The 16,099-nt window shown below is 68.2% G+C and carries 15 protein-coding genes and 1 pseudogene; 14 read left to right on the plus strand and 2 right to left on the minus strand.

Going from position 1 to position 16,099, the window contains the following annotated elements; genetic code table 11:
* Positions 1-156 precede the first annotated feature (156 nt).
* The 4 genes and pseudogenes from OG259_RS37830 (at position 157) to OG259_RS37845 (ending at position 4,405) form a co-directional block, all read left to right on the plus strand.
* Complete coding sequence (locus tag OG259_RS37830) at positions 157-810, plus strand: response regulator transcription factor (RefSeq protein WP_328946371.1); 654 nt, start codon at positions 157-159, stop codon at positions 808-810.
* A complete protein-coding gene (locus tag OG259_RS37835) occupies positions 807-2,156 on the plus strand; it encodes a sensor histidine kinase (RefSeq protein ID WP_327251143.1) in 1,350 nt (449 codons plus the stop codon). Before OG259_RS37830 ends, OG259_RS37835 begins: the two co-directional genes overlap by 4 nt.
* A 664-nt stretch (positions 2,157-2,820) precedes the next feature.
* Positions 2,821-3,612, plus strand: coding sequence for a hypothetical protein (locus OG259_RS37840; RefSeq protein WP_328946372.1), 792 nt, complete (start codon positions 2,821-2,823; stop codon positions 3,610-3,612).
* A 44-nt stretch (positions 3,613-3,656) separates the two neighbouring features.
* A pseudogene (locus tag OG259_RS37845) lies at positions 3,657-4,405 on the plus strand (transposase family protein).
* A 468-nt stretch (positions 4,406-4,873) separates the two neighbouring features.
* On the opposite strand, the gene OG259_RS37850 reads toward OG259_RS37845, so the two are convergent.
* Positions 4,874-5,245: a hypothetical protein gene (locus tag OG259_RS37850; protein WP_328946373.1), complete on the minus strand. Its 372-nt coding sequence runs from the start codon at positions 5,243-5,245 to the stop codon at positions 4,874-4,876.
* A 195-nt stretch (positions 5,246-5,440) separates the two neighbouring features.
* Between OG259_RS37850 and OG259_RS37855 the strand changes: the two genes are divergently transcribed.
* Complete coding sequence (locus tag OG259_RS37855) at positions 5,441-6,676, plus strand: MAB_1171c family putative transporter (protein WP_328946374.1); 1,236 nt, start codon at positions 5,441-5,443, stop codon at positions 6,674-6,676.
* A 289-nt stretch (positions 6,677-6,965) separates the two neighbouring features.
* Positions 6,966-7,595, plus strand: coding sequence for an HAD-IA family hydrolase (locus OG259_RS37860; RefSeq protein ID WP_328946375.1), 630 nt, complete (start codon positions 6,966-6,968; stop codon positions 7,593-7,595).
* Positions 7,596-7,987: 392 nt separating this feature from the next.
* Here OG259_RS37860 and OG259_RS37865 read toward each other — a convergent pair whose 3' ends face one another.
* On the minus strand, positions 7,988-8,860 hold the full coding sequence (locus tag OG259_RS37865; RefSeq protein ID WP_328946376.1) for a helix-turn-helix domain-containing protein: 873 nt from the start codon (positions 8,858-8,860) through the stop codon (positions 7,988-7,990).
* A gap of 560 nt (positions 8,861-9,420) precedes the next feature.
* Between OG259_RS37865 and OG259_RS37870 the strand changes: the two genes are divergently transcribed.
* The 8 genes from OG259_RS37870 to OG259_RS37910 all read left to right on the plus strand — a co-directional run bounded on the left by OG259_RS37870 (position 9,421) and on the right by OG259_RS37910 (position 15,995).
* Positions 9,421-9,747, plus strand: coding sequence for a transcriptional regulator (locus tag OG259_RS37870; protein ID WP_328946377.1), 327 nt, complete (start codon positions 9,421-9,423; stop codon positions 9,745-9,747).
* Position 9,748: 1 nt separating this feature from the next.
* Positions 9,749-10,768, plus strand: coding sequence for a hypothetical protein (locus OG259_RS37875; RefSeq protein WP_328946378.1), 1,020 nt, complete (start codon positions 9,749-9,751; stop codon positions 10,766-10,768).
* The gene (locus tag OG259_RS37880) at positions 10,768-11,466 is read left to right on the plus strand and encodes an ATP-binding protein (RefSeq protein WP_328946379.1); all 699 of its coding nucleotides are present in this window, start codon (positions 10,768-10,770) and stop codon (positions 11,464-11,466) included. Before OG259_RS37875 ends, OG259_RS37880 begins: the two co-directional genes overlap by 1 nt.
* A 118-nt stretch (positions 11,467-11,584) precedes the next feature.
* The gene (locus tag OG259_RS37885; protein WP_328946380.1) at positions 11,585-12,151 is read left to right on the plus strand and encodes a WhiB family transcriptional regulator; all 567 of its coding nucleotides are present in this window, start codon (positions 11,585-11,587) and stop codon (positions 12,149-12,151) included.
* Complete coding sequence (locus OG259_RS37890) at positions 12,148-13,263, plus strand: DUF2637 domain-containing protein (protein WP_328946381.1); 1,116 nt, start codon at positions 12,148-12,150, stop codon at positions 13,261-13,263. The genes OG259_RS37885 and OG259_RS37890 overlap by 4 nt, the downstream gene beginning before the upstream one ends.
* A gap of 89 nt (positions 13,264-13,352) precedes the next feature.
* Positions 13,353-13,577: a hypothetical protein gene (locus tag OG259_RS37895; RefSeq protein WP_328946382.1), complete on the plus strand. Its 225-nt coding sequence runs from the start codon at positions 13,353-13,355 to the stop codon at positions 13,575-13,577.
* Positions 13,578-13,932: 355 nt separating this feature from the next.
* Complete coding sequence (gene mobC / locus OG259_RS41875; protein ID WP_443052158.1) at positions 13,933-14,238, plus strand: plasmid mobilization relaxosome protein MobC; 306 nt, start codon at positions 13,933-13,935, stop codon at positions 14,236-14,238.
* Positions 14,238-15,995, plus strand: coding sequence for a relaxase/mobilization nuclease domain-containing protein (locus OG259_RS37910; protein WP_328946384.1), 1,758 nt, complete (start codon positions 14,238-14,240; stop codon positions 15,993-15,995). The genes mobC and OG259_RS37910 overlap by 1 nt, the downstream gene beginning before the upstream one ends.
* The last annotated feature ends 104 nt before the right edge of the window (positions 15,996-16,099 follow it).

Genomic DNA, 16,099 nt, shown 5'->3' on the forward strand with positions numbered 1-16,099 from the left:
GTCGGCACCAAGGAATACGCGGCTCGGCATTTCATGGGCGTTCCAGTTTTCTGTTATGCCGCAGAAACATTCGACGCGATACCACTTGGCGCAGGGAAAGCCGGCGCCCGATATATGCCCGGCGGCGACCCGCGGACAGGAAGAAGGGAACGAGCGATGCGCGTACTGGTGGCCGAGGACGAGCACGTGCTCGCCGACCTGGTGGCAGCGGGTCTGCGCGCGTACGCGATGGCCGTCGATATCGCCTACGACGGCCCCAGCGTCCAGCAGCGGCTGGCGGTCAACGACTACGACGTGCTCGTGCTGGACCGCGACCTGCCCGGCGTCCACGGTGACCAGATCTGCCGGGAGCTGACCGGGAGAGGCGCCCGCACCCGCATCCTCATGCTCACCGCAGCCGGCACGGTGGCCGACCGGGTCCAAGGACTGCGGCTGGGCGCCGACGACTACCTGCCCAAGCCCTTCGAATACGACGAACTGGTCGCCCGAGTCCAGGCGCTCGGCCGCCGCACCCAGACCGCACTGCCGCCCATCCTGGAAAAGGGCGGCCTCGTGCTCGACGCCGCGAACCGCCAGGTCCACCGGAACGGCCGCTATCTGGCGTTGTCCCGCAAGGAGTTCGCCGTCCTCGAAGTGCTGCTGCGGGCCAGGGGGGCGGCGGTCAGCACGGAGGAGCTGCTGGAACGCGCCTGGGACGAGAACGCCGACCCGTTCACCAACGCCGTCCGCGTCACCCTCTCCAGGCTCCGCAGCAAACTCGGACAGCCCCCGATGATCGAGACCCTGCCTGGCATCGGCTACCGGATATGAACGCGGCGCCCGTGCACCCCAACCCCGTCCACCCGCCCGTCCAGGCCGACCACCCCAGGAAGGTACGCCGCCTGCTGCCGACCGTACGGGTCCGCCTGACCGCCCTGTACGGCGGACTGTTCTTCCTCGCCGGCACGCTACTGATCACCGTCATCTACCTGTGGTTCCAGCAGCGCACGGCCACTGCTAGGACCGTGTCCGTCGGAACCGAAGCGGGCACACCGCTCGGCTCCCGACCCCCCATCGTCGGACCGCTCCCCTCGCTGCCCGGGCAATGGCGGCAGTCGGCCGTGCAGCCGCCGAACATCGTGCCGGGGGCGGTGACCGACGCCATCGCGCGATACAGGCACGAAATGCTGCAGGAGCTACTGACCGTCTCCGGCATCGCACTCGCCCTGCTGGTGCTCCTCGCTATGCTGCTGGGCTGGTGGATGGCCGGGCACGTCCTGCGACCGGTCCACGCGATCACTACGACCGCCCGGCGGCTGTCCTGGGAGAACCTGCACGAACGGATCGCCCTCACCGGCCCCCGCGACGAGTTCAAGGAACTCGCCGACACCTTCGACGACCTCCTTGACCGGCTGCACAACGCCTTCTCCAGTCAGCGGCGCTTCATCGCCAACGCCTCCCACGAACTACGCACCCCCCTGACCATCCAACGCGCCGCCATCCAGATCGGTCTCGCCGACACCTCCCCCTCACCCGACAGCCTCAACACGGTCAGGCAGCAGCTCCTCGACGCCAACCGCCGTGCCGAACGCCTCATCGACGGACTGCTGCTCCTCGCCCAGGGCGAACAAGGGCTCACCCACCGCGAACCGGTCGCGCTGGACGAAGTGGCCGCCGAGGTGGCCCGCCAACATGAGTCCGTCGCGACCGCCTCCGGCGTCACGGTCGACCTGGACCTGCACCCGGTCAGCGTCCTGGGCAACCCGGTCCTGCTCACCCACCTCGTGACCAACCTGGTCCAGAACGCGATCCGGCACAACCACCGCGGCGGCGCGCTGCAGATCCGCACATCCCCGCACGGTGGACTGGTCGTCCACAACAGCGGACCCTACGTGCCCGCGGACACCCTCCCCGAGCTGTTTGAGCCCTTCCGGCGAGGCGTCACCGCTCGCACCGGCTCCACCAAGGGCGCCGGACTGGGCCTGTCCATCGTCCGCTCCATCGCCCAGGTCCATGCCGGGACCGTCACCGCCCGTCCGAACCCCGACGGGGGCCTGGAGGTCCACGTCAGCCTGCCTCAACTACCCACCGTCGCCATCGGTACCCGCAGCCCGCAGCCGGCGCCCGCCGGGTATCGGTCCCCGCAGACCAACAGCCCCGTATCGCCCAGCACGTGAGGTGTCGGGTGCCCTTCGGAACCAGAGGTTCGAGTGACCTCGGCCAGAAGTTCGCTCTGGGCTCCGCTGGCTCGCGGCAACACCGCGATGCCGCCCAGAGGCTCCTGATCGATGCTGATGACAGTGCCTGATCGGGTGACCTGAACCGAATCTGCAACCACGGAACGATGAAGGCCCCGACCGCACTGCGGTCGAAGCCTTACGTTTGCCCTGGCGGGCGGGTGCGGAGGATACGAGATTCGAACTCGTGAGGGGTTGCCCGCAACACGCTTTCCAAACGTTCGTATGGCCGTACGCCGGGGGTCATACCCATCCTGACCTGGGGCGGAGTGTTCGGGTTGGCCCTTCGGGACGTGTCCGGACGGGGATGAATGAGACCAGAACTGAGCCCACCGAGGGTGGGCAGAACGCCGACTCGCAGGGTCATCAGGCCGATGGGCCGGGACCCCGAGCCCTCGGCGGTGTCATCCGAGACCTGCTGCTGGCGCCCGCCTGGTGAGATCGGGCTGAAGCCGCTGGGCGCCCGTCGGCCGGATCTACTCACTCACCACGGGCGCAGCAGGGCGTGACGCATGTCACATATCGGTCCCGGAGAATGTTTGCCGATACGACCTCGTCCCAGGCCTAGAGGTAGCAACCTCGTCGCTACCTGTAAGGAGCATGTGTGGCCCTCCTCTGTTACTCGGACCTCAGCGATGGTCGTGCCGCCGCCTCAACGCTAGACGGGCTGAATGCCGCCTTGAAGGGGTGGGTGTTTGGCCTCCTGGCCGACATTGCGATTCAAGATCGCTCTTCCAGGCCGATTGAGCGCTTCACCGTTTCGCTCGGAGATCGCAGCGTGGAAGCCGAGGGGATCGCTTTGGAAGCGATTCGGCTCATCAAGTATGCCCAGGAGCAGTTGCTGTCCCGGAACGCATACCTTCGTTACCTTTGCCCCGACTGTCCGCGGGACGGGCGCTCCTCATGCCGCAGAGGCAAAAAGCCCTTCCCATCGGTGAGCACCGCACCCACGCCTGAGGTTCAGTTCGCGGGGATCCGCGTCGGACCGACGCTCCCGCTTCCCACAGCCTCGAAAGTTGTCGAACGGCTTCAGCTGATGGCTTCGACGTTCCAGGAGTCGCCGGTCAGTGAAGAGGATGCGTCAGCCCGAGCGAGATTCCTCCTCCATCTCCGTCATATTGCGAATCAGTGGCGGGCGCGGGGCATCGACGACAGAGCCGTGGACGTCGAGGAGCCGGACCCTGTGATGTTCTACGGAAAGGTCCTCTTGACGCTCAGCAGTGCCAACAACGTCGAGCGGGAGAGTACGGATGCTCGACACTCTCCTGTGAACTTCATCGCGGCCGTACTTAAGACGCTGGCCAGTCAACTCGTCACTTTGTCAGTGAGCCTTTTCCAAGCTGGCGGTGCTGACCGTGAGTTGGACAGTCCTGCGCAACGACGAAGCTCCTGGTAGACGGGTTCTCGACCAAGATCACCTGTGTCTGCCAGGAGCTTCGCGTGCTTGTCTACCCGTCCTCGATTGATCTGTCCAGCCGCACCTTGCGGTTCCTGACCGGACAGCTGGCAGCCAGGCGGCGGGAGATCGGGACGCGATGGCGACGCCTTTCCGCCGCACGTCAGGCTCTGCTCGCCTTGGCCCACCTGCGGTGCGGTGACACCTACGCCCAGCTCGCCGCCGGATTCGGCATCGGGATCGCGACCGTCTACCGCTACATACGTGAAGCCGTCGAGGCCCTGTCCGCCCTCGCCCCGTCCCTGGCCGAGGCGATGAGGACGATCCGAACTTCGTCATCCTCGACGGCACCCTGCTGCCGATCGACCGGATCGCCGCCGACACTCCGTACTACTCCGGGAAACACAAACGTCACGGCATGAACGTCCAAGTCCTCACCGATCCCTTCGGGCGGCTGCTATGGGCCTCGCCCGCGCTGCCCGGCTCCACCCACGACCTGACCGCCGCCCGCACCCACGGCATCGTCAACGCACTCACCGAGGCCGGCCTCAAGTGCTGGGCCGACAAGGCGTATCAGGGCGCCGGCGGCTGCATCCGGGTACCATTCCGCGGCCGTCGTCTCAAACGGTGGCAGCACCGGCACAACAGCACACACGCCAAGATCCGCTGCCTCGGAGAGCAGGCCATGGCCACCCTGAAGGGCTGGCGACTCCTACGGAAGCTCCGCTGCAGCACCAACCGCATCACCGCGATCGTCCAAGCCGTTCTCGTCCTTCATCACGCCTCAGTGTGAGGTTGGAAAAGGCTCAGTGAAGGCGTCCTGCCCCGACCGGACTGGACCGCGCAAGCACAGGTGGACCAGCCTCACCTCAGAAGCATTCAAAAAGATCAATTAACGCGCCGTCACTAAATTTCGATCTTGGAATCCAGATTGCGAGACTGTCGCGCTTGGTGACCTTCACAACACGCCCGTCCGCATGGACCACACTTTCCTCCTTGTACGATTAGGCGTAGACAGAGCGTGTCGGCCGACCACCGCGCACCTCAAACACAAGCTCCTGGCTACTAGCGCCTCGCGGGCTGGCAGTGAACACCTCAGTGGCATTTCAATGGAGCGACTATGCGTTGGCGTAGAGACCCTTCACGGCGCGCCCTCGTGAAGGAGTGCGAGAGACTGCTCGCCGATCTCCCTATCCCCGCTCCTTTCAGCGTCGAGGCGCTGGTGCGGAATATGGAGGGCGCGTTGGGTCGCCAGATTCAGCTAGTGCCACTGGATGACACCGACGGGGGCCTGGGCACAGCATGCGGCCTTCGGGTCAAAGCGCCGGAGTTCACGATCATTCTCTATCGCCGCCGTTCGTGTCGCAATCAAACCGAGCACATCATCCTCCATGAGCTCGCGCACGAGTGGCTGGACCACGGGACCTCCCTGACGGATGCCGAGATCGAGCGATACGTCCCCGAGCGCGTTCGTCAGGAAGTCCTTCGGCGTTTCCCGTCGGCCCTGGTCCAAGGGCGCGTAGATTTCGGCAGCCCCGAGGAAAAGCAGGCCGAGCTTTCGGCCTCGTTGATAAAGCGGCTGGCGCGCCGTCAGTCGTTCACGGGAGATGACTTGGTCAGCCTCCTGGAGCATTCACTTGCTCATCCAGTCGCTGCTCCACCGCGGCGCCGAATCTAACCGCGATCGGCTGGCGACCGCCGAGGCACCGTTCCTGGCCTTACGGCTTCCGCCGCATCGCGCAGTCCACCTACTGGCAGCTATGGCTGCGGTCAGCCGACCTTTCCGGGCCGGCGAAACGTGCAGCCGGCGCAGATATCCTCTGGTTCCGTGTTCGACTACATTAAATACCTTACTGCGGCTGTGATGACCGTCATCGCCGTATGGCGATTCCCTGCAGTTCGGTACGCTGATGCTCACCGCCGGGCGCTCTGGGGCGGCTATGCGGGATTCGCCGTAGCTCTGTGGCTCTACACGCCAGCAGCAATGGATGCGGTGGATCGCATTCCTGTAGTGGACCTGAGCGCCTTGCTCAGGCACTTCGCCAGTACTGCAGCGATCATCGCGGCCCTGGCCTACGTCGCCACCAGCTACGGGAAGAGCTCGGAGACAGTCGTACCCCGGCACGTAGCGGTCTCCCGCCGGATCGCCCGCGCATCTTATGGCGTGGGGGCGATAGGTGTCATCCTGCTCACGGTCCTGTTTTTCACCGTGGTGGACCGCGACAAGCCGAGCCGAAACTTCCTCATCGACCACGCTGGGCAATGGGGGGTTGCGGTCTACATGACCGTCTTCTACTTCTTCCCGCTCATCACGACCGCGGTTTGTGGCTACCAGTGGACGAGAGCGGCACGACAGGCCGAGAGCACAAGCATGCGTGTCGGGCTGGGCTTGATGGGGCTTTCGATGTGGATGGGCCTGACCCATACAGCGGCCCGTATCAGCATCGTTTGGGCTACCGTCGCATTCCCTCTAAGCGCTACCACGGTGCAGCTGCTTGTAGATTCCACATCGATATGGATGAACGTGCTCTTCCTGATCGTTGCCGTAGGCGCGAGCATCCCCACCACCCGCGCGGCGGCGGCCCGATGGAAGACTTGGCGCACCCTTTGCAGGACTTACCCGCTCTGGTTTGACCTGGTGGATGCTTTTCCCGGGACGAGCCTGTATCCACCGGGAAGACGCCTCGCGGAACTCATGCACATCCGCGTCCCTATCGATGTTCGCCTGGACCGATGGACGCAGGACATTGCTGACGCTTGCGAGAAGCTGCGCTATTACGCTCCACGAGACTTGATGTTCGCCGCCGAGGACATCACCGCCTCGCACCCCGACCCAGAGCCGGCCGCGGAAGCGTACTGGATCAAGGCCGCACTCCAGGCCGCTGACACCGTGCCAGCCAATCTGTATGCCGCTGTCACCCTGCGAGAGAAGCCATTCGTTGACACCGACAGTGAATCGGCGTGGCTAGCACGAGTCAGCACGGCCTACTCGCACATCACCACGGATCAAGCCCGGGAGCTTCTCCTGCACTCCGCAGAGGTGGAATCCGAACCGGGTCGGTAGCCTGCAATGAGGTTCACAGTCTGATTTCTCGGTTCAGACCCTATTTCCCGTCGAGCGGGACCAGGCTGCATAGCGATCTTGAATGGCGGGATGGTGAGTGAGATTTGGCACCATCTGCTGTATGAACTGGGCTGGTACCGTGGGTCATGCGGACTGATAGGTCATGCTCCGCCCCGTAAGTGCACCCCGGCCTGCGACGCACAGCTACTCCCGTCGCCACACGTAACCGGGCCGCGACGCTGTCCGTTCTGGATGGGCGTCCGAAATCTCAGCAATCTGGAGTTCTCGCATGTCCAACCGCCGCACCGGCCTCATCCTCGATTTCGGAGGCGTTCTCACCACTCCGCTGCTGCCCGCAGTGCTCGCCTTCGAGCAGCGCGAGGGACTTCCACAGGGCGCCTGCCTCACGGCCCTGTACAAGGACGACGAGGGCGTCCGGATCACCAGCGACCTCGAGCGCGGAGCGGTCTCCCAGACCGAGTGGAACGAGTTTGCCGGCAAGATGCTGGGCGTGCCGGCTGGCAACTTGATGGGCCGCATCTTCGGCGACCTTCGCCCCGAGCCGCTGATGATCAGTGCGGCTGCCGCAGCGAGGCGAGCCGGGATCAAGGTGGGCATCCTGTCCAACTCCGTGGGCTTGACGCCTTGGGACCTGTACGACGGCTACGAGCTTGAGCGGCTGTACGACGTCGTGGTGATCTCCGAGCAGCACCTGCTGCGCAAGCCTGACCCCGAGCTCTTCGAGATCACGCTCAAGCTCATGGATCTGCCGGCCGAGGAGTGCGTCTTCGTCGACGACACCGAGGGTTACGTCCAGGCAGCGGAGCAGCTCGGCCTCGCGGGGGTGCACAACCAGGACCCCCAGCAGACGGTGGCCACTCTCTCCGAGCTGCTCGGCGTGGACCTTACGGCGTCCTAGCCCGGCGTCGGCCGCTCGGCGGTCCGACCGGTCCCGATGTCGGAACTGAGCCATCGCCCCTGCTCGCCCACACCTCGGCACAGCAAAGTTGCCCAGGACGTCGACGTTCGCCCGCCGAGGCAGGCAGTCGCGGTAGCAGTGGCCGCGGAGGGTGAGCAAGCCTCCGCCTCCGGCGTTGGAGCGCCGGGAACAGCAAGATCGAAGGGACTACGGCGATACCTCAGCAAGGGGTATCGCCGTAGTCCCTTCGCTGTTGTCGGCCATTGACGCGGCTGCGAAACAGCTCGTACCGGCCTTGTCCACGCACGGTCGACGGTCCGTATCAGCTACCAAGCCGGCAGAGCGGATACACCTCGGACGTCCAAGCCCGCGAGTAGTGCTGACCGGCGGCGTCACTCCCCGTCGTGCACCTCGGGCAGCTTGTGCTTGAGCTCTCCGACGAGCTCGTTGATGTGGGCCATCATCTCGGCAGACAGGCCCCTGCTGTTGCCGCGGGCAGCCAGGCCGAGGATCTGCCCTCGGTGAATCGAGCCGAGGAAGCGGAGTGCCTCCAGGAACTCGCGGGCCGCAGGGTCGACCTGGGCATCGTCCTGGAAGAGGGCCGCGTCGACCTGGAGCGCCTCGGCTAGGCCGGCACGCACCACATCAGAAGCCTCCGTCGTGGCACCCGCGCGAAGAGCATCGATGTCGCCGGCGGTGACGGCCGCCACGCCCGCATGCTCATTGACGAGCCGTGCGATTTCCTCATCAGAGGGCGCTTCCTGACCAACGTACCCGTGCTGCAGGAGGTAGTTGATCTTCTCTCCGACCGTGCGGGGGGCGGACGCCTGCTCGTCACGCGGGGCCCTGGGGCGAAGCCCGAACGAGCAGTCCTGGGCGTCCGACAGTTGCTCTGCGGTCACCCCGTACGCCCGTGCGAGCGGCTGCACGTAAGCATCGCTGAGTCGGCGCCGGCCGGATTCGGCGTTACTCACCGGTACGCGGCTCGCGCCGATGATCGCAGCGGCCTGCGCCACGCTGAGGCCGGCGTCGCAGCGCAGGAGCTGCAGGTCCGGTGGACCGTCATGGGGGAAGAGGGCATCGAGCGGCTGGCCAAGCGCCGCGGCGATCGCGGGAAGCTTCTCGCCCTTGGGGAAGTCCTGGCCGCTCTCCCATCTCGCGATAGTGGGGGCGCTGACGCCCACCATCTCGGCCAACTCCTTCTGGTGGAGGTCCTTGCCCCGCCGGACAGCACGTACGCGACTGCCGTCGAACTGACGTGGCACATGAACTCCTGCAGGGCGGCTATCGGGCCCGTGGTGGGGGCCTCTGGAGCAACTGTAATCCAGACTTGATACATCTGCGCAACTGACGTACGTTTCCGTATCGCACCTGGTCGTCAGGCTCCGGCTCTCTATGGCGCCAGGCCCTGGGGACCCCTATGCATGTTGCGTTGTCGTGCCGACTTGCGCAACGCGCCGTCGGATCCGGTTATCCAGTCGTTGTCGGCCGTTCGCGGCGCCACCTTCACCGATACCGGCCGTCGCGAGCCCTGTGTGACCTGCAACGAGCCGGGGATGGACTTGCCGCAGGTGTCTACGTATGTTCGTCGTCCCCCGCCGGGCGGCGCCCCGGGAGAGGGGTGGAACGAGCACCAGAGAGGAGGCGGGGCAAATGTGAGCGCACGGCCCATGACGTGGCTGGGCAACTGAAACCGGCGCCCGGGAGCTACCAACTCCCAAGCGCCGGGCCGGCACCCCGAGAGGTGCCAATTCACATCACGCGGGTGGCAGGGCTTCTTGCACGAGACCGCCGCACCGCGCTCCTACGAAAAACGGAGTATCGCATGCTCGCCATGCCGAGCGGAACCCTGACCTGCCCGGACACCGACCGCCGACACCGCCTCGCGGCCCAGCTCGCCGCCGTGATCCCGGGCGCGGCCACAATCCGGGTCAGCCTCAACGATCCGAAGCAGAAGTGGCCCCACCTGCACGCCATCGTCAAGGACGCGGCCGGGAAGACCCTGGAGCCGAACCGTACGACCGTTCGGGTCGCCGCCCGCTGGATCCTGCGCGTCTGGCCGGAGGCGGACTGGACCCGGCCGCACGTCTTCGAGCTCTCCGACGCCGCCCTCACCCGCAGCGACCTGACCGCCACCGGTCGGGGCCGCTGACATGGCGCGGATACGGACCATCAAGCCGGAGGCGTTCTTCTCCGAGTCGCTCGCCGAAGTGAGCGTCGAGGCCGAGCGGACCTTCTTCGGGCTGCTCACGCAGTCCGACGACCACGGCCGCCACCGTGACAACGCCGCGATCATCGCCGGGCTCCTCTGGCCCCTCCGTGCCGAGCACACCTCGGTCCACGTCGAAGACGACCTCCACCAGCTCGCGACCGCCGGCCTGATCTGCCGGTACACGGGCTGTGACGGCCGCCGCTACCTCCACATCGTGACCTGGTCCGAGCACCAGAAGATCGACAAGCCGAGCCAGTCTCGCCTGCCCTCCTGCCCGCAGCACCAGGCCGCCGCCCGGTGCGCCCCCTGCAAGGGCGCCTGCACCAAGCGGGCCGAGGACTCGTCCACCACTCGCCGCGGACTCGCCGAGGCTTCGCCGAACACTCCCCGAACCCTTGATCCGCCCCCGCCATCCACCGCGATTCTTCGCGAGCACGCGGACGAGACCTTCGCCGCCCGTCAGGACGCCTTCGAGGACATCGTCGGAACCCGTCACCACGAGGGTGCGAAAAGCGCAGGTCAGAACGCATTCGTCGAGGACTCCCCGAACCCTCCCCGAAAGCTCGGAGAAGGTTCGGCGCCTGGATCTAGGATCTTGGATCCTGGATCTCTTGTCCCTACGGGGCGCACGGCGCCCGCAGATGGCGTCTCGGCCAATCAGCTCGTCGGCGAGTACGTCGCCGCCTGCGACGAGCGCCCGCCCAGCGACGTGATCGGACACCTCGGCCGGATCACCAAGAAGCTCCTGGGCGAGGGCATCACCCCGGAGCACATCCGCGCCGGGCTGGCGAACTTCGCGGCCAACCCCAAGCACCCGAGCGTGCTGACCAGCATGGTCAACGAGGCCATGAACGCCCGCTCCGGCGGTTTGGCGCGACCGGGAATCCGGCCTAACGTGCCCGCCCACCAGGCGTGGACCAACCCGTCCAACGCCGCTGCCGCCTACGCCGAGGACCTGTGATGCGCACCCGTCACCGCGAACCGCAGACCATCGGCGAGGGCACCCTGGACCGGATGGCCCGGATCCTGGCCGCCCGCAACATCGACTCCGCCGCCGCACAGGCCGAGGAGCCCGAGCCGTACTCCCCGCTGGAGGCCCTGTCGGCCGGGATGCCCCCGCGCTACCGGGCCGCTGTCGCCGACCACCCCCAGGTCCTGGCCTGGGTCCGGACCGTCACCGAGGCCGCCGTCGCTCCCAACCAGGGAGCCAGGCGACAGGTCACCACCGGCCCCAGCCTGCTGATGGCCGGCGTCGTCGGCGCGGGCAAGACGCACCAGGCGTACGGCGCCGTCCGGCGGCTGGTGCAGAGTGGAGTCGGCGTGCGCTGGCGCGCGGCCACCGCCGCCGACCTGTACGCCGACCTGCGGCCCCGTCCCGGAGCCGACAGCGAGCGGGAGCTGGCGGCCGTCAGCCGCTGCCCGCTGCTGATCATCGACGACCTTGGCGCGGCCAAGGCCAGCGAGTGGGTCGAGGAAGTGACGTACCGGCTGATCAACCGCCGGTACAACTACGAGCTTCCGACCCTGATCACCACCAACCTGGCGATCAGTGACCTCCGGGCCCACCTCGGTGACCGCGTCGCATCCCGGCTCGCACAGATGACCACCCGGGTCGAGTTCGAGCCGGTCGACCGCAGACGCCACCGTCTCGCGGCCTGACCCGCCCCAGGCCAACATGCCGGGCCGCGCCCTCTGCGCGCCGCCCCGAGCACCTCCCCGACCCAGCGCACCTCTCCGCCAACGCCCCTGCGCGCGGAGAGCGATCGGAGCACCCCGCATGACCAGCACGACGATCCGCCCTGCTCGCCACCGGTCGCTCGGCGACCACACCTGGCAGGTCGATGCCGTCTGCCAGAGCACCGAGTACAACCCGGTGGACCCCGAGATCTTCTTCCCGGCCCCCGACGAGACCGACAAGATCACCGCAGCGAAGGCGCTGTGCGGCCAGTGCCCGGTCCGCCGCACCTGTCTGGACGCAGCCCTGGAAGGCAACGACACCGACGGCATCCGAGGCGGACTGACCGAGGAGGAGCGCGGACCTCTCCACGGGAAGATCGCCCACCGCCTCGACTACAGCCGTGTCAACGACACCATCGCCGGACGCGACGTCCACCTCACCACCGCCGAGCGCACTGCGGTCGTCCACGCCGCCTACCGCCACGGAGTGACCGAGCAGCGCCTGGCCTGGCTCCTGAAGATCAGCGGGGAGCACGCCAAGAAGCTCTACCGCGAACTCCGCCGTGCCCTGAGCCACCGAGACTTGAACCAGCCCGAGTCGGACACCGCCCCATCCGAGGCCGCCGGCGAGCACCTGGGCCGCGACGACTTCGGGACGGCGGCGTGACCGCCACGACCGTGCCGAAGACTGCGCACATATCCGGCTGGGACCGAGCGGCCGTCATCGCCCTCGGCGGCGCGGGGTGCGCCCTGTCGTACGACGCCCTCCAGCAGATGGCCGTCGCCATCCACATCCGAGGCTTCCTCACCTACCTCTTCCCCCTGGTGATCGACGGGTTCATCGCCTACGGCATCCGAGCCCTCCTGGTCCTCCGTGACGCACCCCTGCGCGCCCGGCTCTACGTCTGGACGCTCTTCGGCACGGCCACCGCCGCCAGCATCTGGGCCAACGCACTCCACGCGGTACGGCTCAACGAGGAAGCGGTCGCCGGCACCGGGCTGCGGCTCGGCAACACGGTGGTCGCGGTGCTGTCCACCATCGCCCCTCTCGCACTGGCCGGTGCCGTCCACCTCTACATCCTCATCGCCCGGAAGCCGGTCGGGCACGCTGACCGCGAGGACGTCGGTCAGACCGGTGACCTCGGTCAGGGTGACCGGCGCGACGGCATCGAGGTCACCCGGGCCGACCGGGTCGGTCAGCGACCGGAGTCCGGTCAGGTCGAAGCCGGACAGCCGGTCACTGACCCGACCGGCCGGCCCCCGCTGTCCCTGGAGAAGCGGGTGCCCGCTCCTCGGTCACTGACCGGGGGCAGTGACCCGGTGGACAGCGGTATCCCGGTCATCGGCCGTCCGGGCAACGCCGCCTCGGTCACTGGCCACCCCGGTCAGCCGGACAGGGGGGCTGACCGGGCGGGTCAGCCGGACGCGGTGCCGGGCACCGGCCTTCCGGCCACTCCGCCGGCGGTCACCGGTCACCCCGGTCAGCCGGACGAGGGCGCTGACCGGGCCGGTCAGCCGGGCACCGAGCCGCCGGTCACCGGCCTCCCGGTCACCGACCGGGAAGCTCGGACACCGAGTGTCCGGCGGTCCGACCCGGACACCGAGGAGCTACTGAAAATCGCCCGGTCAGCGGTCAGGGCCGAGGACAAGCTGACCCGCAAGGTGGTCGCCCAGGCGATCCGAGGTCAGCAGATCCCCCTGTCCAGCGACACCCTGACCGCCCTGATGGCCCAGCTTCGCCAGCAGCACGGACAGCCGGTCACCTCCGCCCGGAACTGACCGGACACCACGGAGTGGGTGACCGAGCCGGTCACCCGCCCCCGGTCCCCCACCCCACATCCCTCTCGAAACGAGCGGAGAACACCCCCGTGCGCACCCACCCGGCCACCCCCGCCGAGGTCGACTCCTGGCTGTCCGTCCTGCACCAGCGCGGCCACCTCCACCGCGCCCAGCCCGGTCCCGACACCACCTGGATCGTGCAGCGAGAGCAGCACGATCGCCCCCGGACCCTTCACCACCCGGTCCTCGCCATGGACTGGATCGAGGAACTCGTCCGAGAAATCCGGCAGCAGAACCCCGAGACGAGCCGGTGACCACCGACGACCCGGCGGTGACCACGACCGAAGAGCAGCGTGCCCCCACGACGGCTCCCGGCGGAGCAAGCTATCGCGTACGACGGTCCTACGGCCCGTCGCACGCACTTGCCCCCGCCCCAGAGGGCGGGGAGGCCCGGCTGGTTCCCGAGCGAGGGCGCTCGGGAACCAGCCGGGCAACCAGCACCAGGGGGCGCCGGTCACCGGGGGAGAAGCAGACGAGCCCGCCGACCGCGAGCAGCCGAGCCCGAGCCCGCCCGCCTTCCCCGACCGCAAGCCGCGCCGCCGCAGCCGCAACCCGAGCGAGCGCGCCCGCAAGACGACCACCCGCCTCTCCGACGCTGAGAAAGCCGAGATCGTCGCCGCCGCCGCGCTGCGCGGCGTCACCGTCGCCCGATTCCTCGCCGCCGCCGGCCTGGCCGCCGCCCGCGGTTCGGCCGCCCTGCACACCAACGAACGACTCGACACGGCCATCGACGAACTCGCTGCCCTGCGTACCGCCCTGGCCCGGATCGGCAACAACATCAACCAGATAGCCTACGTCCACAACGTCGGCGGACAGCCCCTCCCCGGCGAACTCGACCACGCACTGAGCGTTCTGACCCGGTCCCTCGGCCGCCTCGACGACGCGGCGAACGACCTGGTCGACAGGCGGCTGTGATGGTTCCCGACATTGGACGTGGCTCCCGCACCCACGGACTCCTCGTCTACCTCTACGGCCCCGGTCGGCGCGAGGAGCACACCGACGCGCACCTCGTCGGCTCCTGGGACGGCTTCGCCCCCGACCCTGGCCGCGACACCGACCCGCAAGTCACCCTCGCCCGCCTCACCGCCGCCCTCGACCTCCGGGTCAAGCAAGCCGGCGACCGCGCGCCCGCCAAGCACGTCTGGCACTGCTCGGTCCGGACCGCCCCCGGCGACCGGCGGCTCTCCGACGAGGAGTGGAACGCCGTCGCCCAGCGCATCGTCCACGCCACCGGCATAGCCCCGGCCGGTGATCCCGACGGTTGCCGGTGGATCGCCGTCCGTCACGCGGAAGACCACATCCACATCGTCGCCACTCTGGTCCGTGGCGACCTGCGCAATCCCCGCCTCAACTATGACTTCAACAAGGCCCAGGCCGTCTGCCGGCGCATCGAGGAGGAGATGGGCTTGCGCCGCCTCAACGCCGGCGACGGCACCGCAGCGAAGAACCCCACCAGCGCCGAGAAGTTCAAGGCCGAGCGCACCGGCCGCCCCGAGACCTCCCGCGAGACGCTCCGCGAAGCCGTCCGACAGGCCGTCGCGGGAGCAGACGACGAGAAGGAGTTCTTCACCCGGCTCCGCGAGGCGGGCCTACGCGTGAAGGTGCGCCACGCCCCGTCCGGCGACGCGCTCGGCTACAACGTGGCCCTGCCCGGCGACCGCAACCGCCACGGTGAACCGATCTGGTACCCCGGTTCCAAACTGGCCCCCGACCTGTCCCTTCCGAAGATCCGCCTCCGGCTCGCCGACGGTACCGCCGAGCGGGCAACGCCTTCAGCCGCCGGCGCCCGGGCGGACTGGTCCCCGCCCGCCCGAGAGCGACGCAGCGCCACCGGGATCGCCGAGCGTGCCGCCGTCCTGCTCGACGGCGACGACGATGAAGCCGCCGCCCAGCTCGTCGGCGTCGGAGAACTCCTGGACGCGGTCGCCCAGACCTCCCCGGCCGCCACCCGCGCCGAGCTGGCTGCCGCTGCCCGAGCCTTCGAGCGGGCGACCCGCAGCCACGTCCGAGCAGAGCGCGCCGACACCCGGGCTCTCCGCTCGGCCGCCCGGGGCATCGTTCAGGCCGGCGGCGCGCTCGGCCGGGGCGAGGACGGCGGCACCACAGCCATGCTCGTCTCCACCCTGGTCCTGGTCACCCTCGCAGCCGCCCGCTGGCACTCCGCCCGCAGTCACGCCCAGCAGGCCCATGCCTCCCGACAGGCCGCCGAGCATTTGCGAACTGCCTACCGTCAGGCCGCCGCCACGCCGATGCGGGTGCTGCACGACCAAGGCCGTGCCCTCCCCGAGGCTCAGCGTCGGACACAGGAGGCCACCCTCCGCGCGGCCCTGCCGGAGCAGGGCGTACGAGCAGACGGCACGCCGATGAAGACGGACGCCCTGGTCGCCACCCTCGCCCAGGCCGAGCAGGCCGGCCACGACCCCGAGGACCTCCTGCAACAGGCCATCGACATGCGCGAACTCGACACCGCCGCGGACGTGAACGACGTCCTGGTCTGGCGCCTTCGCCGCCTCGCCCAGCTCCCCGCCCACGCGGGCGAAGCTTCCCGTCGCCCGCAGGCCGGCACCCGCCCGACCAAGACCTCGGCCAACCGCACCAGCGAACGGAACTCACCCACAGCGGCGCCCCGCCCTGCCGTCTCTGACCCGCGCAGCCGCCCACCGCGCCGCTGATCAGCGCGTACGGAAGGCCTGCCACCGACCGACCAGACTCTACGAAATGCCTGGACAGCCGGTTCCACCTGCTGTTACGGATGAAAACAGGAAGCCCTCGACCG

The organism is Streptomyces sp. NBC_00250 (genome assembly GCF_036192275.1).
In the GTDB taxonomy this organism is placed as follows: Bacteria; Actinomycetota; Actinomycetes; order Streptomycetales; family Streptomycetaceae; genus Streptomyces.